The organism is Bradyrhizobium sp. SPXBL-04 (assembly GCF_051853035.1).
Lineage (GTDB): Bacteria > Pseudomonadota > Alphaproteobacteria > Rhizobiales > Xanthobacteraceae > Bradyrhizobium > Bradyrhizobium zhanjiangense.
In genome coordinates this window covers 593,284-615,411 of the sequence record NZ_CP182472.1, presented here as the reverse complement: position 1 = coordinate 615,411, position 22,128 = coordinate 593,284, and the positions used below count along the sequence as shown (strand labels likewise).

At 63.2% G+C, this 22,128-nt stretch carries 19 protein-coding genes; 6 read left to right on the top strand and 13 right to left on the bottom strand.

What is annotated here, in order from left to right; genetic code table 11:
* Window positions 1-25 precede the first annotated feature (25 nt).
* The 5 genes from ACNJX8_RS02825 to ACNJX8_RS02805 form a co-directional block, all read right to left on the bottom strand.
* A complete protein-coding gene (locus ACNJX8_RS02825; protein WP_249759167.1) occupies window positions 26-892 on the bottom strand; it encodes a 3-keto-5-aminohexanoate cleavage protein in 867 nt (288 codons plus the stop codon).
* Between the two features lie 223 nt (window positions 893-1,115).
* Entirely contained in the window at window positions 1,116-1,916 is an 801-nt protein-coding gene (locus tag ACNJX8_RS02820; RefSeq protein WP_128930813.1) for a helix-turn-helix domain-containing protein, read from the bottom strand.
* Between the two features lie 267 nt (window positions 1,917-2,183).
* Complete coding sequence (locus ACNJX8_RS02815; protein WP_128930812.1) at window positions 2,184-2,840, bottom strand: glutathione S-transferase family protein; 657 nt, start codon at window positions 2,838-2,840, stop codon at window positions 2,184-2,186.
* Window positions 2,840-4,006: an acyl-CoA dehydrogenase family protein gene (locus tag ACNJX8_RS02810; protein WP_439359517.1), complete on the bottom strand. Its 1,167-nt coding sequence runs from the start codon at window positions 4,004-4,006 to the stop codon at window positions 2,840-2,842. The genes ACNJX8_RS02815 and ACNJX8_RS02810 overlap by 1 nt, the downstream gene beginning before the upstream one ends.
* A gap of 133 nt (window positions 4,007-4,139) precedes the next feature.
* Complete coding sequence (locus ACNJX8_RS02805; RefSeq protein WP_439359515.1) at window positions 4,140-5,276, bottom strand: acyl-CoA dehydrogenase family protein; 1,137 nt, start codon at window positions 5,274-5,276, stop codon at window positions 4,140-4,142.
* Window positions 5,277-5,541: 265 nt separating this feature from the next.
* Between ACNJX8_RS02805 and ACNJX8_RS02800 the strand changes: the two genes are divergently transcribed.
* A complete protein-coding gene (locus ACNJX8_RS02800) occupies window positions 5,542-7,092 on the top strand; it encodes an acyl-CoA synthetase (RefSeq protein WP_439359513.1) in 1,551 nt (516 codons plus the stop codon).
* Between the two features lie 76 nt (window positions 7,093-7,168).
* Entirely contained in the window at window positions 7,169-8,392 is a 1,224-nt protein-coding gene (locus ACNJX8_RS02795; protein ID WP_439359512.1) for an ABC transporter substrate-binding protein, read from the top strand.
* 82 nt (window positions 8,393-8,474) lie between these two features.
* Here ACNJX8_RS02795 and ACNJX8_RS02790 read toward each other — a convergent pair whose 3' ends face one another.
* Entirely contained in the window at window positions 8,475-9,245 is a 771-nt protein-coding gene (locus ACNJX8_RS02790; protein ID WP_439359510.1) for a helix-turn-helix transcriptional regulator, read from the bottom strand.
* A gap of 187 nt (window positions 9,246-9,432) precedes the next feature.
* On the opposite strand from ACNJX8_RS02790, the gene ACNJX8_RS02785 reads away from it, so the two are divergent.
* From ACNJX8_RS02785 to ACNJX8_RS02770, 4 genes are all read left to right on the top strand, one after another.
* Entirely contained in the window at window positions 9,433-11,694 is a 2,262-nt protein-coding gene (locus tag ACNJX8_RS02785) for a marine proteobacterial sortase target protein (protein WP_439359508.1), read from the top strand.
* 215 nt (window positions 11,695-11,909) lie between these two features.
* Entirely contained in the window at window positions 11,910-12,479 is a 570-nt protein-coding gene (locus ACNJX8_RS02780) for a class GN sortase (RefSeq protein WP_439359506.1), read from the top strand.
* A 114-nt stretch (window positions 12,480-12,593) separates the two neighbouring features.
* Window positions 12,594-14,813 (top strand): acetate--CoA ligase family protein, encoded by a 2,220-nt coding sequence (locus tag ACNJX8_RS02775; RefSeq protein ID WP_439359504.1) that lies wholly within the window; start codon window positions 12,594-12,596, stop codon window positions 14,811-14,813.
* Window positions 14,814-14,965: 152 nt separating this feature from the next.
* The gene (locus ACNJX8_RS02770) at window positions 14,966-15,784 is read left to right on the top strand and encodes an MlaD family protein (protein ID WP_439359502.1); all 819 of its coding nucleotides are present in this window, start codon (window positions 14,966-14,968) and stop codon (window positions 15,782-15,784) included.
* Window positions 15,785-15,966: 182 nt separating this feature from the next.
* Here the strand turns inward: ACNJX8_RS02770 and ACNJX8_RS02765 are convergent, their stop codons facing one another.
* The 7 genes from ACNJX8_RS02765 to urtC form a co-directional block, all read right to left on the bottom strand.
* On the bottom strand, window positions 15,967-16,194 hold the full coding sequence (locus tag ACNJX8_RS02765; RefSeq protein ID WP_439359501.1) for a hypothetical protein: 228 nt from the start codon (window positions 16,192-16,194) through the stop codon (window positions 15,967-15,969).
* A 198-nt stretch (window positions 16,195-16,392) separates the two neighbouring features.
* A complete protein-coding gene (locus ACNJX8_RS02760; RefSeq protein WP_439359499.1) occupies window positions 16,393-17,433 on the bottom strand; it encodes an aliphatic amidase in 1,041 nt (346 codons plus the stop codon).
* A 40-nt stretch (window positions 17,434-17,473) separates the two neighbouring features.
* Window positions 17,474-17,836 (bottom strand): FmdB family zinc ribbon protein, encoded by a 363-nt coding sequence (locus ACNJX8_RS02755; protein ID WP_439359497.1) that lies wholly within the window; start codon window positions 17,834-17,836, stop codon window positions 17,474-17,476.
* A 108-nt stretch (window positions 17,837-17,944) separates the two neighbouring features.
* On the bottom strand, window positions 17,945-19,174 hold the full coding sequence (gene fmdA, locus ACNJX8_RS02750; RefSeq protein WP_439359495.1) for a formamidase: 1,230 nt from the start codon (window positions 19,172-19,174) through the stop codon (window positions 17,945-17,947).
* A gap of 27 nt (window positions 19,175-19,201) precedes the next feature.
* Window positions 19,202-19,891 carry an urea ABC transporter ATP-binding subunit UrtE gene (urtE, locus tag ACNJX8_RS02745; protein WP_128940917.1) on the bottom strand — a complete coding sequence of 230 codons (690 nt, stop codon included), beginning with the start codon at window positions 19,889-19,891 and terminating at the stop codon, window positions 19,202-19,204.
* Window positions 19,892-20,163: 272 nt separating this feature from the next.
* Window positions 20,164-20,919 carry an urea ABC transporter ATP-binding protein UrtD gene (gene urtD, locus ACNJX8_RS02740; protein WP_128940918.1) on the bottom strand — a complete coding sequence of 252 codons (756 nt, stop codon included), beginning with the start codon at window positions 20,917-20,919 and terminating at the stop codon, window positions 20,164-20,166.
* A 64-nt stretch (window positions 20,920-20,983) separates the two neighbouring features.
* Window positions 20,984-22,126, bottom strand: coding sequence for an urea ABC transporter permease subunit UrtC (urtC, locus tag ACNJX8_RS02735; RefSeq protein ID WP_164939130.1), 1,143 nt, complete (start codon window positions 22,124-22,126; stop codon window positions 20,984-20,986).
* Window positions 22,127-22,128: the final 2 nt, after the last annotated feature.

Below are 22,128 nucleotides of genomic sequence, written 5' to 3'. Positions count from 1 at the left end.
CTCGCAATGACGGCTGGGGCTACGTTCAGCGATTCGTCCCAAAGATCTTCCGCGCCTCGGCGGGGCTTGCGATCTCGCGGCCGGCGCGGCGGGCGCAGGCGGCGACGGCTTCGATCAGCTGGCCGTTCGACGTCACCTTCTTGCCGTCGGCAAGATAGAAGGTGTCTTCGAGGCCGGTGCGCAGATGACCGCCGAGCTCGGCGCAGCGCTGGTGCAGCGGCCAGATCTCTTCGCGGCCGATCGCGGTGACCTGAAAATGCGCTTCGGGCCGCTTCAGCTTGATCAGGATCGGCAGCAGCTCGGGATCAGCAGGCATGCCCGAGGCGACGCCCATCACGAAGTTATATTCGAGCGGGCCCTTGTACATGCCGACCTGGTGATACATGCCGACGCAGCGGACGATGCCGACGTCGAAGCATTCGAACTCGGGGATGGTGCCGACAGCGTTCATGACGTCGAGATAGTCCTTCACCTTCTCGACCGCGTTGTCGAACATCATCGGCGGCCAGGCCCAGGTGTTGTCGGCCTTGACCTTCAGATAGTTCAGCGAGCCGGCATTGCAGGCCGCGATCTCCGGCTTCGTCTCACGGATGCAGTCGAGCGCGCCTGAGTAGTTCGGCCCTGACACGCCCGAGGTGTGGTTGATGATGACGCCCGGACAGGCCTCGCGGATCGCCTGCTGGATCTCCTTGCTGACGCTGACCTCCCAGGACGGCAGATGCCCCTTGTTCGGCGCCTGCTGGCGCAGATGGATGTGCATGATGGACGCGCCGGCATCGAACGCAGCCTTGGCCTCGCGCGCCATCTCTTCGGGCGTCACAGGCACGTTGTGCTGCTTCGGATCGGTGAGCACGCCGTTCAGCGCGCAGGTGATGACGGCCTTGTCGCTCATGCCTTGACGCTCATGACTTGGATGTCTCGCATGTTGGGAATTCAACACTTGCGATCATGTGATGGGCGGCATGCGGCTTCTTGCGCGGAGAAGCTGGAAAAGAGCGAGAAACCGTAAGGATGGGCAAAGGCGCTTTGCGCCGTGCCCACCACATCTCGGTGCTTGGTGACGATGGTGGGCACGCTTCGCTTTGCCCACCCTACGAGAGCGGCGCTAACCCACCCTACGAAGCCTCCGCCAGCCGTACTGTCTCGGTGCTGCGATAGATCGCAAGATCGCGCGAGCCGACGAAGATCGCCCGCGGCTTCAGGCCGTAGAAGCGGCGGATCGAGTGGCTGAAGTGAGTGGAATCGGGATAGCCGATGTCCTGCGCCAAATGGGCGAGATTGAGGTCCTGGTTAGCGAAGTGCAGCAAATGCCGCGCGCGCTTCCAGGCACGGAAGGAGCGGAAGGAGATGCCGGTCTCCTCCTTGAACAAATGCAGGAAGCGCGAGGCGGACAATCCCGCTTCGGCTGCACAGGTATCGGCCGTGACCGGCTCGCCGGAGAAGCGCTCGATGCGGGCGACCGCGCGCGTCACCCGCGGGTCGAGCACGCGGCGCGGCAGCGCCTCGCCAAAACACATCTCGTCGAACTCGGCGGTGGTGATGTCACCGTAGCGGCGCTGGCGCAGCAGCGCGTAGGCGGCGAGGATCTTGCGGGCGTAAACGGCACTGTCCGGTCCGGTCAGCCGCTGGGCCAAGGCCTCCAGCACGCCGTCCGGCATGCTCTCGGGTTCGAGCGTCACGCTGATTGCGGTGCGGTAGTCGCTGGCGATGGAATGCCGCTGGTTCGGCAGGGTGACGAACAGCTCGCCGGTGGCGAAGACATCGTCGATCGTCAGATGCAGATTGCCCTTCACCGCCACATAGACGTGGCAGCAGCCGGGGGTCCGTTTGCGGGGGCGGCCGAGCAGGCCCGCATAGAACACCCGCTCCGGCGTGATCAGCATCAAATGGTCGGATTCGCGACCTTTATCTTCCATGGGGATCCTCCTCGCGCGGCTCTCTGGCCGCTGCGGACGGAGGTCACCTTAGCGGAAATTTGGGCGCTGTCACGGTGGGATAGCGCTGTCATGAGGCGCAAAAGACAGGCGCTACGGAAGGGCAAAGAAAAACCCGGAACTCTTCGTCGTCCCGGCGGAGGCCGGGACCCATATCGGGAAGTCTATCGATGTGGGCGATATCAATCCCGAGCGACCAATCTTCGCAAAACATGTTTCGGGGAGTATGGGCCTTCGCCGGGACGACAACTACGCCCGCACCCTTGGAGCGACTTTCTGCTCGATCCCGGCCTTTTGCTCCGCAGCAACGGCGCGCTTGAAGCCGTCGCGCTGCTGCAAGCGCGCCCAATATGCTGCGACATTTGGCCCAAAATCCTTGGCCAGCCCAATGTTGTCGGCGAGGCGGAGCGCATAACCGATGACAATGTCAGCGGCTGTGAAGCGGCCGGCGCACAAGGTTTCGGCATTTGCGGTGGCTGCCTCGACGGCGCGCAAGCGTCCCAAGAACCATTTCGCATAGTCGCCGGCGACTTGCGGATTGCGGCGCTCCTCCGGCTCGAGCTGGGTGTATCTGAGCACCAGCGTCTGTGGGAAGGTTAACGTGGCGTCGCTGAAATACATCCAGTTCAGGAACGCGCCATAGGCAGGATCCTCAGGTCCCACCATCAGCGGGGTCGGACCATATTTGATGCCGAGATAGTGGCAGATGCCGGAGGACTCCGTCATCCGCGTCTCGCCATCAATCAAAAAGGGGATAGTGCCGAGCGGATTGATCCCGAGATAATCCTTGGCGAACACCCGCGGCGGGAACGGCAGCATCTTCAATTCGTACGGCAGCCCCATCTCCTCCAGCATCCAGAGCGGACGGAATGAGCGCGCGGCGTCGCAGTGGTAGAGCGTGATCATCAAGCGTTTCCTTTGGCGCTGCCGGGCAGCGTGCCCATCATCTTGCACAGGACCATCAGCATGACCTCGTCGGCGCCGCCGCCGATCGAGGTCAGGCGGCTGTCGCGATAGGCGCGGCTGACCGGCGTTTCGTTGGTAAAGCCCATTCCACCCCAATATTGCAAGCAGGCGTCGGTGAGCTCACGGCCGAGTCGCCCGGCCTTCAGCTTGGCCATGGTCGCAAGCCGCGTCACGTCCTCGCCGGCGACCAGCTGCTCCGCGGCCCGATAGATCAGCGCGCGCAAGAGCTCGACCTCGGTCTGCATTTCCGCGAGCTTGAAGTGCACGACCTGATTGTCGAGGATTGACTTCCCGAATGCCTTTCGGTTGCGGGTGTATTCGATGGTCTGATCGATGATGTATTCATGCGCCTTCAGGCAGGCGGCCGCGCCCCAGAGCCGCTCCTCCTGGAACTGGATCATCTGGTAGGTAAAGCCTTTGCCCTCCTCGCCGATCCGGTTGCGCTTGGGCACGCGGACATTGTCGAAGAAGATCTGCGCCGTGTCGGACGAACGCATGCCCATCTTGTCGAGTTTGCGCGCGACGGTGACACCCTTGCTCTTCATGGGCACGCAGATCAGCGACTTGTTGCGGTGGACGGGCCCCTCGCCCGTGTTGGCGAGCAGGCAGATCCAGTCGGCCTGGGTGCCGTTGGTGATCCACATCTTGCCGCCATTGATGACGTAATCGTCGCCGTCGGAACGCGCATTGGTCTTGATCGAGGCGACGTCAGAGCCCGCGCCGGGTTCGGAGACGCCGATGCAGGCGACATAGTCGCCGGCGATCGACGGCGCCAGAAACTCGCGCCGCACTTCGTCCGAGCCGAACCGCGCCAGCGCCGGCGTCGCCATGTCGGTCTGCACGCCGATCGCCATCGGAACGCCGCCGCAGGTGATGGCGCCGAGCTCCTCCGCCATCATCAGCGCATAGGAATAATCGAGGCCGGAGCCGCCGAACTCCACGGGCTTGTTCAGGCCGAGGAAGCCGAGGCTGCCCATCTTGTTGAACAGCTCGTGCGCCGGGAAGATGTCGGCCTTCTCCCATTCATCGACATGAGGATTGATCTCATTGGCGATGAATTTTTGTAAGGACCGGCGGATGTCGTCGTGGTCGGCGGTGAAAAGCATCTTTGTCAGCTCAGCTCTCGATATCTCTGATGTGCTCGTCATGGCCGGGCTTGTCCCAGCCATCCACGCCTTCGTCACCCGGCAGCAGGAACGTGGATGCCCGGGACAAGCCCGGGCATGACGGAGGAGACTTTCACAACCCCATCTGCCTCGAGGCCAGATCCTTCATGATCTCCTCGGTGCCGCCGCCGATGGCGTTGACCTTGACCTCGCGGTAGATGCGCTCGGCCTTGATGCCGCGCATGAAGCCGGCGCCGCCGAAGATTTGCACGGCTTCCGAGGCGCAGAACGCCATGGTCTGCGTCGCCTGATTCTTCATCATGCAGATTTCAGCGACCGGGCTTTCGCCCTGCTCCAGCCGCCAGGCCAGCATCTCCAGCATCGCTTGCGAAGCCGCGACCTTCTGCGCCATGTCGACGATCTTGTGGCGGATCACCTGATGCTGGGCCAGCGGCTTGCCGAACGTCTTGCGCTCCTTGGCGTAGGCGATCGCCTCATCGAGACAGACGCGGGCGAAGGCGGTGCAGCTCGCGGCCATGCCCATGCGCTCGCTGTTGAAGTTCTGCATGATGATCTTGAAGCCCTGACCTTCCTCGCCGATCAAATTCTCGGCGGGCACGCGGCACGCGTCGAAATGTAGCGTCGCGGTATCAGAGGCCCACCAGCCCATCTTCTTCAGCTTGGTGCGCGACAGGCCGGGCGTGTTGCCTTCGATCAGGAGCAGGCTGACACCACCGGCGCCCTCGCCGCCGGTACGCACCGCAACGGTCAGATAATCGGCTCGCACGCCAGAGGTGATGAAGGTCTTCTCGCCGCTCACGACGTAGTGATCGCCGTCGCGCCGCGCCCGGGTGCGCAGGTTCGCGACATCGGAGCCGCCGCCCGGCTCGGTGATCGCGAGGGCGGAGATTTTTTCGCCTGATAGCACCTGCGGCAGCACGCATGCCCTCACCTCGGGGCGAGCCGCCCGGGCGATCGGCGGCGAGCCGATGGTGTGGCTCATCAGGCTGGCGCTGACACCGCCGGCGCCGGCCTGTGCGAGCTCCTGGCTCGCCACGATCTTCATGAACTGGTCGGCGGCGATGCCACCATATTCCTCGGGGAATCCCAGCCCCAACAGGCCGATAGCGGCCGCCTTGCGATAGAGCGCGCGCGGGAATTCACCGGCCTCGTCCCACTCATGAGCGAAGGGCGTGATCTCCTTCTCGACGAAGCGGCGCATCATTTCGCGGAAGGCATCGTGCTCGGCGGTATAGAACGGGCTCTTCATAGCACTCTCGCCTCGTACGGATTCGTCTCGGCCACCATGGACGGAACTTTGTTGGTTTCACTTGCGCCAAGTGGCTGGCCGGATGGGTCAGTTCGCGTGAAGCCGCAGGGCCAGCAACTGAACGCAAGACGATTTTCGCTCCTCGCAGGCCAACTCCGGATCAAAAAGATGGTGCACAAAACTCCGGCTGGCCCACCAAGGCCACGCCGGCCTGGTGCATGGCAATAAATAATACAGCGGCGCAAGACCGCCGAGGGAGGGATTTTTGGCCGTTCGTTACTACGACTGGATCGCTCATCATGGCCGGCGCACGCCTGGCAAGGTTGCGGTCATCGACCTCGCCAGCGAGCGCCGCTTCACCTATTCGCAGCTCGATGCCCGCGTCTCGCGCCTCGCCTCATTCTTGCGCCACACGCTGAACGTCTCGCGCGGCGACCGCGTCGCGGTGCTGGCGCTGAACACCACCGATACGCTGGAGGTGCAGTTCGCCTGCGGGCGGTTAGGTGCCATCTTCGTGCCGCTGAACACCCGCCTCACCGTTCCCGAGCTCCAGTTCATCACCGGCGACTGCGCGCCGAAGGTAATGATCCACGATGCCGACCTGGCCGGGACGGCGCTGAGCGTGGCGAAGCTTTGCGTGGTCGCGAGCAGCCTGCTGCTCGGACCCGGCGGGTCCTATGAGGCCGGCATCGCCGCCGCCAAACCGCTCGACCGCGCCGAAGAAGTCACGCTCGATGACGTCTCGACCATCATGTACACGTCGGGCACGACGGGACATCCCAAGGGCGCGACCATCACCCATGGCATGACGTTCTGGAATTGCGTCAATCTCGGCGGCCCCGCCTGCATCGGGCCGTCCTCGGTGCTGCTCACCGTGCTGCCGCTGTTCCACACCGGCGGGCTGAATTGCTACACCAATCCGGTGCTGCATGCCGGTGGCACCGTGATAATCATGCGCGCCTTCGATCCCGGCACGGCGCTCGGCCTGATCAACGACCCCGCGCAGGGCATCAACGTGTTCTTCGGTGTGCCCGCGATCTACCAGTTCATGGCGCAGCATCCAGCCTTCGCAACCACCGATCTCAGCCGGCTGATCGTCGGCGGTGTCGGCGGCGCGCCGATGCCGGTGCCGTTGCTGAAAGTCTGGGAAGCGCGCGGCGTCGCGCTTCAGCAGGGCTATGGCATGACCGAGACCTCACCGGCCGTGCTGGTGCTCGACCGCGAGGACGCTGCGCGCAAGGCTGGCTCCGCCGGCAAGCCGGTGCTGCATACGGAGGTGCGCATCGTGCGGCCCGACGGCAGCGATGCCGATGTCGGCGAGCTCGGCGAGCTCTGGGTCAAGGGGCCGAACATCACGCCGGGCTACTGGAACAGGCCCGAGGCCAACAAGACCTCATTCACCGACGGCTGGCTGCATACGGGCGATGCTACGCGCGTCGACGAAGAAGGTTTTTACTACATCGTCGACCGTTGGAAGGACATGTACATTTCCGGCGGCGAGAACGTCTATCCGGCCGAGGTTGAGAACGTCCTGCATCAACTCAACGCCATCGCGGAAGCTGCCGTGATCGGCATTCCCGATCCGCAATGGGGCGAGGTGGGCCTTGCCATCGTCGCGGTCAAGCCGGGCCAAAAGCTGACCGAGGCCGATGTCGTTGCGCATTGCGCGGCCAACCTTGCGCGCTTCAAATGCCCGCGCCAAATCCGCTTCGTCGATGCGCTGCCGCGCAACGCCACCGGCAAGATCCACAAGCCGACCTTGCGCAGGGAGTTCTCGGTGGCTTCCGAAGTCGACAACAAAGTCGCCAGTGCCTGACCGAGGCGCCCCTCGCGGGCGCTTTTTCTTTTCGAAGTGCCTGCTCCAACCCAGAAGAAACCCCAAGGAAATTGCCATGAAGAACAAGAAACTCGCCCTGCTCGCCGCGGCAACGGCGCTGACATTGCTCTCAGTACAAGGCGCCTACGCGCAAAAGAAGTACGACACGGGCGCCAGCGACACCGCGATCAAGATCGGCAATGTCGAGGCCTATTCCGGGCCGGCTTCCGCCTACGGCATCATCGGCAAGACCGAGGAAGCCTATTTCAAGATGATCAACGACCAGGGCGGCATCAACGGCCGCAAGATCAACTGGATCTCCTATGATGACGGCTATTCGCCGCCCAAGACCGTCGAGCAGGTCCGCAAGCTGATCGAGAGCGATGAGGTGTTCCTGGTGTTCAACGCGCTGGGCACGCCGACCCAGACCGCCGTGCAGAAATATCACAACGCCAAGAAGGTGCCGCAGCTCTTCCTCGCCACGGGCGCCAGCAAATGGAACGACCCCAAGGGTTTTCCCTGGACCATGGGCTTTCAGCCGAGCTACCGCGTCGAGGCGCGGATCTTCGCCAAGTATATCTTGCAGGCGAAGCCCGATGCCAAGGTCGCGATCTTCTACGCCAATGACGATTTCGGCAAAGACTACGTCGCCGGCATCAAGGAGATTTTTGGCGACAAGGCGTCCTCGCTGATCGTCGCGGAGGAGAGCTACGAGACCACCGAGCCGTCGATCGATTCCCACATCGTCAAGCTGAAGGGCACCGGCGCCAACGTCCTCGTCAACATCTCGACGCCGAAATTCGCGGCGCAGGCGATCAAGAAGATCGCCGAGCTCGAATGGAAACCGATGCATGTGATGACCGATGTGTCGATCTCGATCGGCGCGGTGATGAAGCCCGCCGGGCTCGATGCTTCGGAAGGCGTGCTGTCGGCAACCTATCTGAAGGACGCGTCCGACCCGCAATGGAAGGACGACGAGGGCATGAAGAAGTTTTTGGCCTTCATCGACAAGTACATGCCCGGCGCCAACATCTCCGACACCAACCTCGTCTACGGCTACGCCGCCGCACAGACCCTGGTCCAGGCGCTGAAGCAGTGCGGGGACGTGCTGACGCGGGAGAACGTGATGAAGCAGGCTGCCAGCCTGAAGGACTTTGCGCCGGATACGCTGATCCCCGGCATCAAGATCAACACCGGCGCCAACGATTTCGCACCGATCGAGCAACTCAAGATGATCCGCTTCAAGGCCGGTCAGTGGGAACTGTTCGGCGACATCATCAGCGCGGAAACGGGCGGCTAGCCCGCATCAGCTGAACACGCCCAAGCAAGATAGCGGCTGAAAAGGCCGCTATCTTATTTGCTTGAACGAGGTCAAAGCGCGGCTATCCGGGCAGGAAGAGCGCGAAGGGCTCCTCCACCGTTCGGCGCAGATGCTTTCGATACAAAGCATGGCTGGCGTCATCGGGCCCGACCCGCCCCAAAGACGGCTTCGGAACGTTTTTGAGCGGCACGTAGGCGATTGGCGCCGCAATCGGCGTGAGCTGCGAGCCAGGGCCGGCGCGGAGCGTCGAGATGATGCCGTACATCTCACCGGCGACGGTCGGCCGCGACACCGTGATCACGCGGTGCTGGCCGTGCTTGATGATGACGAGGTAGATGAAGCCGGACTGATGGGGAACGGCGACCTCGCCGGTATGTTCATAGGCGGCATCGGTGCGATCGCCCTCACGGAAGACCAGCGAAGAGACTTTCGGCTCCCAGACGATCTCGGTGCGGTAGGCGAAGATCGCGTCCTTGTCGCCGAACGACGGCCGCAGGGTGACGTAGACGTCCTCGAGCCAGGTCACCGCACGATGCGCATAAGAGCCGAGGCTGTCGGGCGCGACATCGTTTGTGGCCGGCGGCGTCACCACGACGGCACTTCTGCGCAAGGAGACGCCCAGTGCCTGCTCCAGCCGGACCGTCGTCGCCAGCGTGAACGGCCGCCGGCCGCCGAGCACCTTCTCCAGCGTCGACAGGCTGAGCTTGGCCAGTTCGGCCAGCGCCTGGCGGGAGATCCGGCGTCTGGCGAGCTCCTCGCGAATTGTCTCCGCGATCTCGCGGCTCTGCTCGTCCGAAAGCTGCTTGTCGGTGAATTTATCCTGCGTCTGCATCGTCGACCCTGCCTTGGAAGTGCCATTCTAGCAGGGCGGACAAACCAGCACAAAACCGCACATGACCGTCCCGGCGGCGGTGAGCCCGGGCCGGTCGCGGCGGAACATTGCCGATCATTCTGCTCGCGAAATCAGGCCGTCCCGGCGGATGCTGAGAGCCAGCAAACGTCCTTCGGGAGCAGGCCAAATGGACACCTACGGCACAGCCGACCACGACGATCACCCCATGTTGAACCGGCTGATCAAGCTCGGATTGCTTCTTCTCGCGCAGGGCATCGCGGTGATGCTGATGGCTTTCGTGGCCCTGCTCGTCAGCTTCGGGACGAGTTGGTCGGCAACGACAGAGCAAGCAAGCCTGCTCCAGCCCGGCGATGCCAGGTCCGGCACTCTGCTCCTGAAGCAGGACGGCGCCTACACCGAAGCAATCCGCCTCGGCATCGACATCGACGTCACAGTGTCCGGCCCGACGCTGCGCGCCCGGGTCACTCAGGTCTTCCGCAACCCGACCAAGGACTGGGTCGAGGCGACCTATGTCTATCCGCTCGCGACCGACGGCGCCGTGGATACGCTGAAGATGGTGGTCGGCGACCGCGTCATCGTCGGCGACATCAAGGAGCGGCAGCAGGCCCGCGTGATCTACGAACAGGCGCGCCGCGCCGGGCAGAAGGCCGCGCTCACCGAGCAGGAGCGGCCGAACATCTTCACCAACTCGGTTGCCAACATCGGTCCCGGCGAAACCGTGCTGGTGCAGATCGAATACCAGGAGCCGGTGCATCAATCCGGCAACGAATATTCGCTGCGCCTGCCGCTGGTGGTGGCACCGCGCTACAGTCCGGCGCCGATCGTGCAGAGTGTCGACTTCCGCAACGACGGCTCGGGTTGGGGCGCGACTCATTCGGACCCGGTTCCGGACCGTGACCGTATCTCGCCTCCCGTGCTGGATCCCGCCAAGAATGCGCCGGTCAATCCGACCAGCATCACGGTGCGCCTGAAGTCCGGCTTTGCGCTCGGCGAGGTCAAGAGCCACCACCACAACGTCAAGGTCGAGAGCCCGGACAACACAACGCGCGTCGTCACGCTCACCGAGGGCGCCGTACCGGCCGATCGCGATTTCGAGTTGACCTGGAAGCCGGCCGCAGCGAAGGCGCCATCGGTCGGCCTGTTCCGCGAGCATGTCGGCGATGCCGATTACCTGCTCGCCTTCGTCACCCCGCCGACCGCCGAACAGGCGATGCAGAAACCGCTGCCACGCGAGGTCGTGTTCGTGATCGACAATTCGGGATCGATGGGCGGCACGTCGATCGTTCAGGCCAAGGCCAGCCTGACTTATGCGCTCTCTCGTCTTCAGCCGAACGACCGATTCAACGTGATCCGCTTCGACGACACCATGGACGTGCTGTTTGCGGCTTCCGTGCCGGCGGATGCCGCGCATGTCGGTGAAGCCACCTCCTTCGTCAGCGCCTTGCAGGCGCGCGGCGGCACCGAGATGGTTCCGGCGATGCGCGCGGCGCTGACCGACACGCTCGGCGACACCAGCATGGTTCGCCAGGTCGTGTTCCTGACCGATGGCGCGATCGGCAACGAACAGCAATTGTTCGATGCGATCACGACGATGCGCGGCCGCTCGCGCGTGTTCATGGTCGGCATCGGGTCGGCGCCCAACACCTATCTGATGACCCGTGCCGCCGAGCTTGGCCGCGGTGCCTTCACCCATATCGGCTCCGTCGAGCAGGTGGAGGAGCGCATGCGCGGCCTGTTCGCCAAGCTGGAAAATCCGGCCGTGACCGGTCTCAGCGCAAAATTCTCCGACACGAAAGCCGACATCACCCCGGCGATCATTCCCGACGTCTACCGCGACGAGCCCTTGGTGCTGGCGGCAAAACTCGACAAGCTCGCGGGCTCGCTCGAGATCAAGGGCCGCGTCGGCGATCGCCCGTGGTCGGTGACGCTGCCACTACAAAATGCCGCCGAAGGCAAGGGCCTGTCAAAACTCTGGGCCAGGCGCAAGATCGGCGATGCTGAAGTGGCGCGCACCCTGCGCGAGATGACGCCAGAAGAATCCGACAAGGCGATCCTGGCGCTGGCGCTCGACCATCAGATCGTCACGCGGCTGACCAGCCTGGTCGCGGTCGACAAGACGCCGAGCCGCCCCGAAGGCGAGCCGCTCAAGCTCAGCGAATTGCCGATCAACCTGCCGGCCGGCTGGGATTTCGAGAAGGTGTTTGGCGAACGACAGCAATTGCCGGCACAGCTGCATGAGCGCCATGCCGACGCGCGCAATCAGTCGGCGGCGAGGCGGCCGACACCTGCTGCACCTGATGCGATCCGTCTGCCCAAGACCGCAACCTCGGCCGAGCTGAAGATGATCGCGGGCCTGACCCTGATCGTGCTCGCCCTGATCCTGTTCGTGTTCAACCGGCGTCAGCCCTTGCTCACTGATGCCGCTTGAGAGAGGAGCCACCCCGAACTCCTCTGTTAGCGCGCGCGGCTGCCCGTCCCATACCAACGGCCGCGCGCGCCTTTTTGGATCGTCATTGCGAGGAAGAAGCGACGAAGCAATCCAGACTGCCGCTCCGAAGACGGTCTGGATTGCTTCGCGGAGCCTGTCATCGGGCCGCGCTTCGCGCGAACCCGGTGGCTCGCAATGACGGGAAATGAAACACAATGCCCCGCTTCATCTCTCCCTTGGTCCTGGCGCTGATCGGCCTCATCCTGTTTGGAGACGGTGCCTATATCCACGCCAAGGCCTGGCTCGCCCAGGTGCTGCTGGAGCGTGCATTCGACCGAAGCGTGGCGACGGGAGAGCTGATCAAGCCATGGTCTTGGGCCGACACCTGGCCGGTCGCACGGATCGAGGTGAAACGGATCGGCGCCAGCGCGATCGTGCTGGACGGCACGAGCGGCCAAGCGCTCGCTTTCGGACCCGGCCATATCGAGCGGACGGTCGATGCCGGTGAACGCGGCGTTGCCGTCTATGCCGCCCATCGCGATACACATTTCCGCTTCTTGCGGAATATTGCCATCGGAGACGTGATCGAAATCACCCGCCGCGACGGCAAGCATTTCCGCTATCGCGCGGATTCTTCGGCCGTCGTCCGTTTCGACGCATCGGGCATCGATCCCGCGACAGAGGATTTCGAGCTGGTGCTCGCGACCTGCTGGCCGTTCGACGCTGTCACGTCCGGTCCCGAGCGTTATGTCCTGCATGGCGTCCTGATTGGAGCTGATGAATGACGGCGATGCATCGCTCATTCCATCACGCGGCATACCATGTGGTTGCTACTGCGAAGAACTCGCCATAGAACAGAGTGACGCGCCACCAAGAAGAACAACAGGTGAGGTCACGCCATGGAAGCTCGCGTATCTGCTGCATCCCTCTCTCCGCGCCCATGGTCTCCGTCACATGACGCCAGCGACGTGGTCAAGGGCATCCATGCCATGCTGCACCCGCGCAACATCGTGCTGGTGGGCGCGACCGACAAGCCCGGCAATTATGCCGAGCGCATCTGGAACAATCTGATCAAGTACGGCTACGAGGGCGGACTCTATCCCGTCAACGCCAGGCGCGACACCATCTGGGGCGTCCCCTGCCACAAGGACTTTGCCAGCCTCCCCGAAAGGCCCGATCACGTCCTGGTGCTGGTGCCGGCACGCTCTGCGGTGCAGGTGATCCGCGATGCCGCTGCGGCCGGCGCACGTTCGGCCACCATCGTCACCTCGGGCTTCAGCGAATTGCAGGATGAGGAGAGCCAGAAGCTCGCCGCCGAATTGCAGGCCGCCGTGCGCGAGACGGGGCTTGCGGTCACGGGGCCGAACTGTCTCGGCAATTTGAGCGCCGGCGAAAAACTCTTCACCAACATCGACGACCGTGTCGTCACCATGGAGCAGGGGACGGTGGCGATTGCCGGACAATCCGGCGCCATCGTGATGGCGATTCGCCAGGCGCTGGAAGATCGGGGCGTCGGCGTCGGCTACATGGTGACGACCGGCAACGAAGCCGGGCTGGAGACGCCGGATCTGATGCGCTATTTCGCCGAGGACCCGAGCATCAAGGTGATCGTCGTCTATCTCGAAGGCGTGCGCAACACCAAAGCCTTCCGCGATGCCTGCAAGGCGGCGCGCGCCGCGAGCAAGCCCGTAATCGCGCTCAAGCTCGGCTCGTCCGAGGGCGGCCGCGCTGCGGCGATGGCGCATACCGGCGCGCTCGCCGGATCGATCGAGACGTTCGACGCCGTTGCAACGCGCGAAGGCGTCATTCGGGTCGGTGGGCTTGACGAGCTGATCGAGACCACCGAGTGCTTCGTCCACGCCGTGGCCCCCAGAGGCGACCGGCTCGCCGCAGTTACGCTCTCCGGCGGCAAACGCGGCATGCTGATCGACGCTTTCTATGCCGCGGGCCTGAACTTCGCACCGCTGAGCCCGCATGTCAGCTCGGAGCTGGCAAAGATGCTCGGCCCCGGATCGATCGTCGGAAATCCGCTCGACGCAGGCTTTGCCGCCGTGGTGGATCCCTCGGTCTATATGAAGTCGATCAAGCTGATGATCGACGATCCCGATATCGACGTCGTCATCATCGACGCCGAGCTGCCGAAGGCGCCGCATGAGCTGCGCGAGCGCAATTTGCGCATCGTCAACGAGATGGCGAGCAGGGCCGCAAAGCCCGTGATCTATATCAGCGCGATGTCGATCGGCTTCACCGAATTCACCAAGGCCCTGCGCAAGTCGCTGCCGCATCTGGCAGTCATGCAGGGTATGGACCGCGCGGTGACCGCGATCAAGTCGCTGCTCGACTATGCGAAGCTGCGCAAGGAAGTGCCGGACATCGCCTCACGCTCGAAGCCGGCCGCGCGTGCCGTGCTGGAGAAGACGCTGAAATCGGCGAACGGCGCGGCGCTCGACGAGGTTGCCTCCAAGAAACTCCTGAAGGCATACGGCATCCCGATCTCGAAGGAAGCAATTGCGCAGACGGCGGCGGAAGCCGCGAAGATCGCCAAGCAGATCGGTTTCCCGGTTGTCGCCAAAGTCGTCAGCGCCGAGATCCTGCACAAATCCGACATCGGCGGCGTGGTGCTGAACCTCAACAATGCCGCCGAGGTGAAGAAGGCGTTCGCCGACATCACCGCGCGGGTGGCGAAGCTGAAGGGCAAGCCGAAGCTCGACGGCATCCTGATCGCGCAACAGGTCAAGGCCGAGCTCGAGCTCGTGGTCGGCGCCTCGCTCGATGCCGAGATGGGACCTGTCGTGCTGTTCGGCACCGGCGGCATCGATATCGAGCTGATGAAGGACGTCGCACTCGCCGGCGCGCCGCTTGATGAGGCCGAGGCGCGGCTGCTGATCAGCCGCACCAAGGCCGGGATCAAGGTGCGTGGCTATCGCGGCAAGCCGGCACTGCACGAGACCTCCGCAGTGAAGGCGCTCGTCGGCCTCTCCAGCCTGATCGCAGATGCCGGCGACCGGATCGCCTCGATCGACATCAACCCGTTTCTGATCAACACCAAGACAGGCGTGGCCGTCGACGCCCTCATTGTCCTGAATAATGCTGCGGCAAAGCGCGCGGCCGGGCATTGAGATGAGGCAAATGCGTAAGTGGCGGGTTATGCTTCCGCTTCGCACTTTCGTGCCACGGCAGACAAGTCGTTAACCCGCCTGTCCTAGTATAGCGGCCAAGGCCCATCCCGGCTTCTTCCAACTTCCCCGCTTTGGCCGTAAAATCGCCCTGCATGGCACGCGCGAGCAATCTTGTGATCGGAACGGCGACGCTGGCGGTGATCGCCGTGGCATTCGGCGGCCTGCTGGGCGTGCAGAAATGGCGCACCATCCAAAGCCGCAGCCAGTTGCGCGTGGTGTTCGAGGGCGGCTCCGCCAGCGGTCTGCGTCGCGGCGGGCCGGTCAATTTCGACGGCGTGCCTGCGGGCCAGATCCTGTCGATCAAGCTGGACAGTCCCCGCAGGATCGTGGCGCTCGTGATGCTCGACAACACCGCACCGATCCGCAAGGACACCGTCGCTGGCATCGAGTTCCAGGGTCTGACTGGCGTTGCCGCGATCTCGCTGATCGGGGGCGCCCCCTCCGCGCCGCCGGTGCCGCTGGACTCGGACGGCATTCCCATACTGACCGCCGATCTCAGCGACGCCGAGTCCATCGTGGAGACCCTGCACAGCGTCGACCGTACGATCGTGAGCAACGCCCCTGCGATCAAGGAGGGCCTGCGCACATTCGAGAACCATACTGCCGATCTCAGGAGCAAGGGCGGCGAAATCGACTCGGTCATGGCCAAGGTCGACAGCGCCTTCGCGGGCTTCGACAGGGCGGTCACGAAGATCGAGGGTGTGGTGCCCGGCTTCGTCAATGGCAAGGCCGACGAGCTGTTCGAGAAGATACAGGGGCTGCACGAGCTCGCCGACACCATGAAGAAGAAATCGGCGGGGTACCTCGAGGACATCCGCCGCTCGCTGCTCGATATCAGCGAGACCGCCAACAAGATGGCGGGAACGCCCGTGGCGCCGCGACCGCCGCGCAGGCCAGAGCAGCAGCGGTGATGCTTACCCTCTCCTGGAGGGGGAGGGCCGATCGCGCGCAGCGCGAGCGGGGTGGGGTGATCTCTCCACACGGGCAGTGAAAAATACGGAGAGACTGTCACCCCACCTCGGTTCGCATTGCGCTCCGCTACATGCGAACCGATCCTCCCCCTCCAGGGGAGGATGGCAGTCCCACCGTGGCCCTATAGGCAGCGCCTACCACGCGTAACGGACGACGCCCTTGCCGGCGTCGAGGGACCGCCGCTGCCGAACACGGTGCCAGACGATGACGACGGATCGTAAGCGGTGCTGATCGAACCGGACGAGTCCGTCCAATTGGTGGTGGTTGCGTCCCAGACGCCGCCGCCATTGACGGCACCGTTCGGCGTGGTCTGCGATCCGTTGAAGAATTGCTGGGCGCTACGGGGCATCGAGAATCCGCCAACGGGACCGCAATCTGGGCCGATTCAACGGTCCATGTGGCAACCGCGCCACGGTTTTGCCGGGCGCTGTTCCCATTCCGCGCATGCGCAGACATGTCAGAACGTCGACGCCTATGGATCGCCATTCACATCGATGGCTGGTCATCCCGGCATCAAGCTCCGCTCAACCTGTTCTGCCGCCAATGGCTAGTAGTTGGACGCCGCAGCTTCATTCGGGATGCCGTCGATCGGGCACTCCTCGGTCCCCGGCGTCGAGCGTGTCATCGCCTCGACCATGTCGCGCGTGCCTTCGGGATCGGCGATCCAGTTCTTGTAAAAATCATAAGGACAGGCCGCAACGCCGCGCGGGCTCTCGCCGGAATTGATCATGCCGGTGTAGCCGCGGTGGACCAACTTGTAGAGATGGTTCTGCGACTGAGCGTTGCGGCGCGCATCGCGGATCAGATGTTTCGAGAGCTGGGCATACTGGATGCCGTATTCCTCCTCGCCGCACTCGCCGAGTGTACGTCCGTCGAAGCCGATGATCGCGGAATGACCGAAATAGGAATAGACACCGTCGAAGCCGGCCGCGTTGGCGACCGCGACATAGACATTGTTGGCCCAGGCCATCGCCTTGGAGATCATGACCTGCTGCTCCTTGGCCGGATACATGTAGCCCTGGCAACGCACGATCAGTTCGGCGCCCTTCATGGCGCAGTCGCGCCAGATCTCCGGATAGTTGCCGTCATCGCAGATGATCAGGCTGACCTTCAGGCCCTTCGGGCCGTCGGAGACATAGGTGCAATTGCCGGGATACCAGCCCTCGATCGGCACCCACGGCATGATCTTGCGATATTTCTGCACGATCTCGCCCTTGTCGTTCATCAGGATCAAGGTGTTGTAGGGCGCCTTGTGCGGATGCTCCTCGTGGCGCTCGCCAGTGAGCGAGAATACGCCCCACACTTTCGCCTTGCGGCAGGCCTCGGCGAAGATCGCGGTTTCCTCGCCCGGCACCACGGACGCGGTCTCGTACATCTCCTTGGAGTCGTACATGATGCCCTGCGTGGAGTATTCGGGGAAGATCACCAGGTCCATGCCGGGCAAACCGAGCTTCATGCCGACGATCATGTCGGCGATCTTGCGGGCGTTGTCGAGCACCTCGGCCTTGGTGTGCAGGCGGGGCATCTTGTAGTTGACCACTGCGACGCCGACGGTGTCGTTGCTGCTGGAAATGTCACCGTGAAGCATTTGAATTGGTCCTCTGCTCTGTTGGAGATTGGCGCGTGAGTTAGTGGCTGATCATCCAGGGCCGTGCGGTGGGAAAGCCCTTGGCGCCGCTCCTGGTCTTGGTCATCAGACGCGCGGGCTTTTTCTTGCCTGACGTGGTCTTGCCTGTGGAGCAGCAGCCGCAGCCGGGACCATGCGCAGCCTTGTATTGCGCCAGCGTCTGCGGCGCGTGCCTGCTGCGCTCGTTGACGGCATGTGCCTTGCGCTTCTCCGCCGGCATGCAGAAGAAATTCGGTGCGGTCAGGATCACGCGCGGCGCCGGCGTCTCGCAATGCGGACAGTTTTGCGGATCGTCGCATTCCGCCATCGGCTTAAGGTCCTTGAACGGACCGCAGTCGTCACAGAGATATTCGTAGACCGGCATCGCATCATCCCCAATGCGTGTTCAACACAGCTCACTGCTACCGCTCATGCGGAGACAGCCCCTCACCCCGACCCTCTCCCCGTAAGAACGGGGAGAGGGAGCGCGGTGTCATTTGTCCGGCGAGATCGGCATCTGGATATCGCCTGTGATATACTTGATGGGACCTGCCGCCGACGGCATCACGTCGAAGTCGAAGATCTCCGTCGGCAGCCACAGCGTGGCGCAGGCATTGGGCACGTCGACCACGCCGGAGATGTGGCCCTGGCACGGCGCGGTGCCGAGGATCGAATAGGCCTGGGCGCCGGAATAACCGAACTTCTTCAGGTACTCGATGGCGTTGAGGCAGGCCTGGCGGTAGGCGATGTGGACGTCGAGATAGTGCTGCTTGCCGGCTTCATCGACCGAGATGCCTTCGAAAATGAGATAGTCCTTGTAGTTCGGCGTGATCGGCGACGGCTTGAAGATTGGATTCTTGATGCCGTATTTGGCCATGCCGTCCTTGATCACCTCGACCTTCAAATGCAGCCAGCCGGCCATCTCGATGGCGCCGCAGAAGGTGATCTCGCCGTCGCCCTGGCTGAAATGCAGATCACCCATCGAGAGACCGGCCCCGGGCACATAGACCGGGAAGTAGATCTTCGAGCCGCGCGACAGATCCTTGATGTCGCAATTGCCGCCGTGCTCGCGCGGCGGCACGGTGCGCGCGCCTTCGGCACCGATCTTGGCCTTCACGTCGCCCTTGGCGCGGCCGCCGTGGGCGGTGGGTGCGAACGGCGGATTGGCAAGGCCGGGCACACGGGTCGGGTTGGTCGAGATCAGCTCGGCCTCGCGCTTGTTCCACATATCCAGCATCTTCGGATCGGGCAGACAGCCGATCAGGCCGGGATGAATCAGGCCGGCGAAGTTCACGCCGGGCACGTGGCGCGACGAGGTGTAGAGGCCCTTGATGTCCCAGATCGACTTCTGCGCCAGCGGGAAGTGGTCGGTGAGGAAGCCGCCGCCATTCTGCTTGGAGAAGAAGCCGTTGAAGCCCCACATGCTCTCCTTGAGGGGACCGACATCGAGCAGATCGACGACGAGGAGATCGCCAGGCTCGGCGCGCTTGACGCCGATCGGACCGGAGAGGAAGTGCACGATCGACAGATCGATGTCGCGCACGTCGTCGGCGGAATCGTTGTTCTTGATGAAGCCGCCGGTCCAGTCATAGGTCTCGATGATGAAATCGTCGCCGGGATTGACCCAGGCCACGATCGGGATATCGGGGTGCCAGCGGTTGTGCACCATGTCGTTTTCGTAGGCCGACTTGGTGAGATCGACCTTGATCAGTGTCTCTGGCATCGAGATGCTCCCCTTTTACACAGTTGGTTAGACGGACAGATATTTCGAGACCTGCGCGGCATCGACGGCATCGCGCGGGTCGTCGCGAACGATCTCGCCGTTCTCGATCACCAGCACGCGATCGGCGATATCGAGCGCGAAGCTCAGGACCTGCTCGGACACGACGATCGAGAGCCCCTTCTCGTCGCGGATCCGCTTGAGGGTGCGCGCCATGTCCTTGATGATCGACGGCTGGATGCCTTCGGTGGGCTCATCCAGCAGCAGCACCTTCGGCTTGGTCGCGAGCGCGCGGGCGATCGCGAGCTGCTGCTGCTGGCCGCCGGAGAGATTGCCGCCGCGGCGGCCTTTCATCTCCAGCAGCACCGGGAATAGTTCGTAGATGTCGCCGGGCACCTCCGCCCCGCCGGAGACGACGAGCCCGGTCTCGATGTTCTCCTTCACCGTCATGGTGGAGAAGATCATGCGGCCCTGCGGCACATAGGCGAGGCCCTTGGCGACGCGCTCGTAGCTCTTGAGGCCACCGAGCTCGGCACCGTCCATGGTCACTGAGCCGCTTTTCGCTGGCAGGATGCCCATCAGCGACTTCATCAGCGTGGTCTTGCCCATGCCGTTGCGGCCCATGATCGCCACGATCTCGTTGGGCGCGACCTTGACGTTGAGCCCGTGCAGCACCTCGCTCTGGCCGTAGGCGACGTGAAGGTCTGAAATTGCCAGCATCGTTGGCTCCTAAGCTCGGTATGCCTTCCTTCTCCCCTTGTGGGAGAAGGTGGCGCGGGCGAAGCCCGCGACGGATGAGGGGTATGCATCAGCGGATTCGAGGGGCAGTTTGATGCGCGGAGAGATACCCCTCACCCGGATCGCTTGCGCGACAGAGGCGAAGCTCCGCTTCGCCGCTCTTAAGAATGGCCGCCGAAGGCGGCCTACGCCTCTCCCACAAGGGGAGAGGTGCACCGCCAATGCCGCTGCGGACTCGCTGGTTTTCGCCATCGTCAGTGCCCCAGATAGACTTCGACGACCCTAGGATCGTTCTTCACCTTCTCCATGGTGCCCTCCGAGAGGATCTGGCCCTGGTGCAGCACGGTGACCTTGTGCGCGATGTCCTCGACGAACTTCATGTCGTGCTCGATCACCAGAACCGAGCGGTTCTTGATGATGCGGTTGAGCAGCTCGGCAGTCTTGGCGCGTTCGGACACACTCATGCCGGCGACGGGCTCGTCGAGCATCAGGAGGTCCGGGTCCTGGATCAGCAGCATGCCGATCTCGAGCCATTGCTTCTGGCCGTGGCTGAGCTCGTCGGCATAGGTGTTGAGCTTGTCCTTGAGGAAGATCATCTCCGCGACCTCCTCGACCCGGTCCTTGACCGGCTGGTCGCGCTGAAAAGTCAGCGAGCCGAACACGGTGCGACCGCGCGGAAACGAGATCTCGAGGTTCTCAAAAACGGTGAGATCCTCGAACACCGACGGCGTCTGAAATTTGCGACCGACGCCGGTCTGCACGATCTCGTTTTCCTTCATTTTCGTGAGCTCCTTGCCACGAAACTGAATCGAGCCCGAGGTCGCCTTGGTCTTGCCGCAGATCAGGTCGAGCACCGTGGTCTTGCCGGCACCGTTGGGACCGATGATGACGCGGATCTCGTTCTCCTCGACGTAGAAGGAGAGATCATTGACCGCCTTGAACCCGTCGAACGAGACGGTCAATCCGGAGACCGCGAGCAGGAATTCCTTAGGCTGATGACCGATGAGCATGATCTATCTCCTCACTGCCAGCGTGGCATCGGCATCGTGATGACCGATGAGCATGATGGCCTCCTCACTCTGCCGGTGCGCCGTCGGCGACCGAGTTGTCGTTCCAGCCCGACTTCGACTTGCGCGAGGCGAACAGACGATCAATGCGCGGCTGCACGTAATCGGCCCAGAGCCCGGATAGACCGTTCGGAAAGGCGAGCACGACGGCGATGAACAACGCACCGAGACCGAACAGCCAGAGTTGCGGGAAGGATTCCGACAGGCTGGTCTTGGCGAAATTCACCAGGATCGCGCCCCATATCGCGCCGAAGATCGACATCCGCCCGCCGACCGCGGTGTAGATCACCATCTCGATCGACGGCACGATGCCGACGAAAGATGGCGACATGAAACCGACATTGAGCGCGAACATGGCGCCGCCGATCGCGGCGAAGACCGCGGCCATGCAGAAGGCAAAGATCTTGAAGTTGGCGACGCTGTAGCCGGAGAAGCGGACGCGGTCCTCCTGCTCGCGCATCGCCACCAGGATGCGGCCGAGCTTGGTCAGGCGGATGAACTGCGCGATGCCGATGCAGGCGAACAGCAGCACCACCTCGACGAAGTAGAGAATGACCTTGGCGTGGTCGGGCCGGATGTCCCAGCCCTTGAGTGTGCGCAGGTCGGTCATGCCGTTGATGCCACCGGTATAGCCCTGCTGCCCGACGATCAGGATGGTCAGGATGGCGGCGACGGCCTGGGTGATGATCGCGAAATAGGTGCCGCCGACGCGGCGCTTGAACATGGCGGTGCCGATGATCAGAGCGAAGAGACCGGGGACCAGGATGATGGCGAGGATGGTGAAGGTGAGGCTGTGAAATGGCTGCCAGAACAGCGGCAGTGACGTGATCTGATTCCAGTCCATGAAGTCAGGGATGCCGGGCGTCGACTGGATTTTCGTGTTCTCGACGCTGGACGCCTCGAGCTTGAGGAACATCGCCATGCAATAGCCGCCGAGGCCGAAGAACACGCCCTGACCCAGGCTCAAGATGCCGCCATAGCCCCAGCACAGCACGAGACCGAGCGCGACGAAAGCGTAGGTCAGGTATTTCGCGACCAGATTGAGGCGGAATGCATCCAGCGAGAGCGGCAGGATCACGAACAGCATTGCGGCCAGAACAATGAAGCCCATGAGTTCGGATCGATTGAAGAAGCGTGAGTTGATGATCATGA

Coding starts and splice junctions, on each gene's coding strand:
- ACNJX8_RS02765 (WP_439359501.1), bottom strand. CDS start 16,194: ATGCCCCGTAGCGCCCAGCAATTCTTCAACGGATCGCAGACCACGCCG.
- ACNJX8_RS02790 (WP_439359510.1), bottom strand. CDS start 9,245: ATGCAGACGCAGGATAAATTCACCGACAAGCAGCTTTCGGACGAGCAG.
- ACNJX8_RS02825 (WP_249759167.1), bottom strand. CDS start 892: ATGAGCGACAAGGCCGTCATCACCTGCGCGCTGAACGGCGTGCTCACC.
- urtD (WP_128940918.1), bottom strand. CDS start 20,919: ATGCTCATCGGTCATCAGCCTAAGGAATTCCTGCTCGCGGTCTCCGGA.
- ACNJX8_RS02755 (WP_439359497.1), bottom strand. CDS start 17,836: ATGCCGGTCTACGAATATCTCTGTGACGACTGCGGTCCGTTCAAGGAC.
- urtE (WP_128940917.1), bottom strand. CDS start 19,891: ATGCTGGCAATTTCAGACCTTCACGTCGCCTACGGCCAGAGCGAGGTG.
- ACNJX8_RS02780 (WP_439359506.1), top strand. CDS start 11,910: ATGCCCCGCTTCATCTCTCCCTTGGTCCTGGCGCTGATCGGCCTCATC.
- ACNJX8_RS02805 (WP_439359515.1), bottom strand. CDS start 5,276: ATGAAGAGCCCGTTCTATACCGCCGAGCACGATGCCTTCCGCGAAATG.
- fmdA (WP_439359495.1), bottom strand. CDS start 19,174: ATGCCAGAGACACTGATCAAGGTCGATCTCACCAAGTCGGCCTACGAA.
- ACNJX8_RS02775 (WP_439359504.1), top strand. CDS start 12,594: ATGGAAGCTCGCGTATCTGCTGCATCCCTCTCTCCGCGCCCATGGTCT.
- ACNJX8_RS02820 (WP_128930813.1), bottom strand. CDS start 1,916: ATGGAAGATAAAGGTCGCGAATCCGACCATTTGATGCTGATCACGCCG.
- ACNJX8_RS02815 (WP_128930812.1), bottom strand. CDS start 2,840: ATGATCACGCTCTACCACTGCGACGCCGCGCGCTCATTCCGTCCGCTC.
- ACNJX8_RS02785 (WP_439359508.1), top strand. CDS start 9,433: ATGGACACCTACGGCACAGCCGACCACGACGATCACCCCATGTTGAAC.
- ACNJX8_RS02770 (WP_439359502.1), top strand. CDS start 14,966: ATGGCACGCGCGAGCAATCTTGTGATCGGAACGGCGACGCTGGCGGTG.
- ACNJX8_RS02760 (WP_439359499.1), bottom strand. CDS start 17,433: ATGCTTCACGGTGACATTTCCAGCAGCAACGACACCGTCGGCGTCGCA.
- urtC (WP_164939130.1), bottom strand. CDS start 22,126: ATGATCATCAACTCACGCTTCTTCAATCGATCCGAACTCATGGGCTTC.
- ACNJX8_RS02795 (WP_439359512.1), top strand. CDS start 7,169: ATGAAGAACAAGAAACTCGCCCTGCTCGCCGCGGCAACGGCGCTGACA.
- ACNJX8_RS02810 (WP_439359517.1), bottom strand. CDS start 4,006: ATGCTTTTCACCGCCGACCACGACGACATCCGCCGGTCCTTACAAAAA.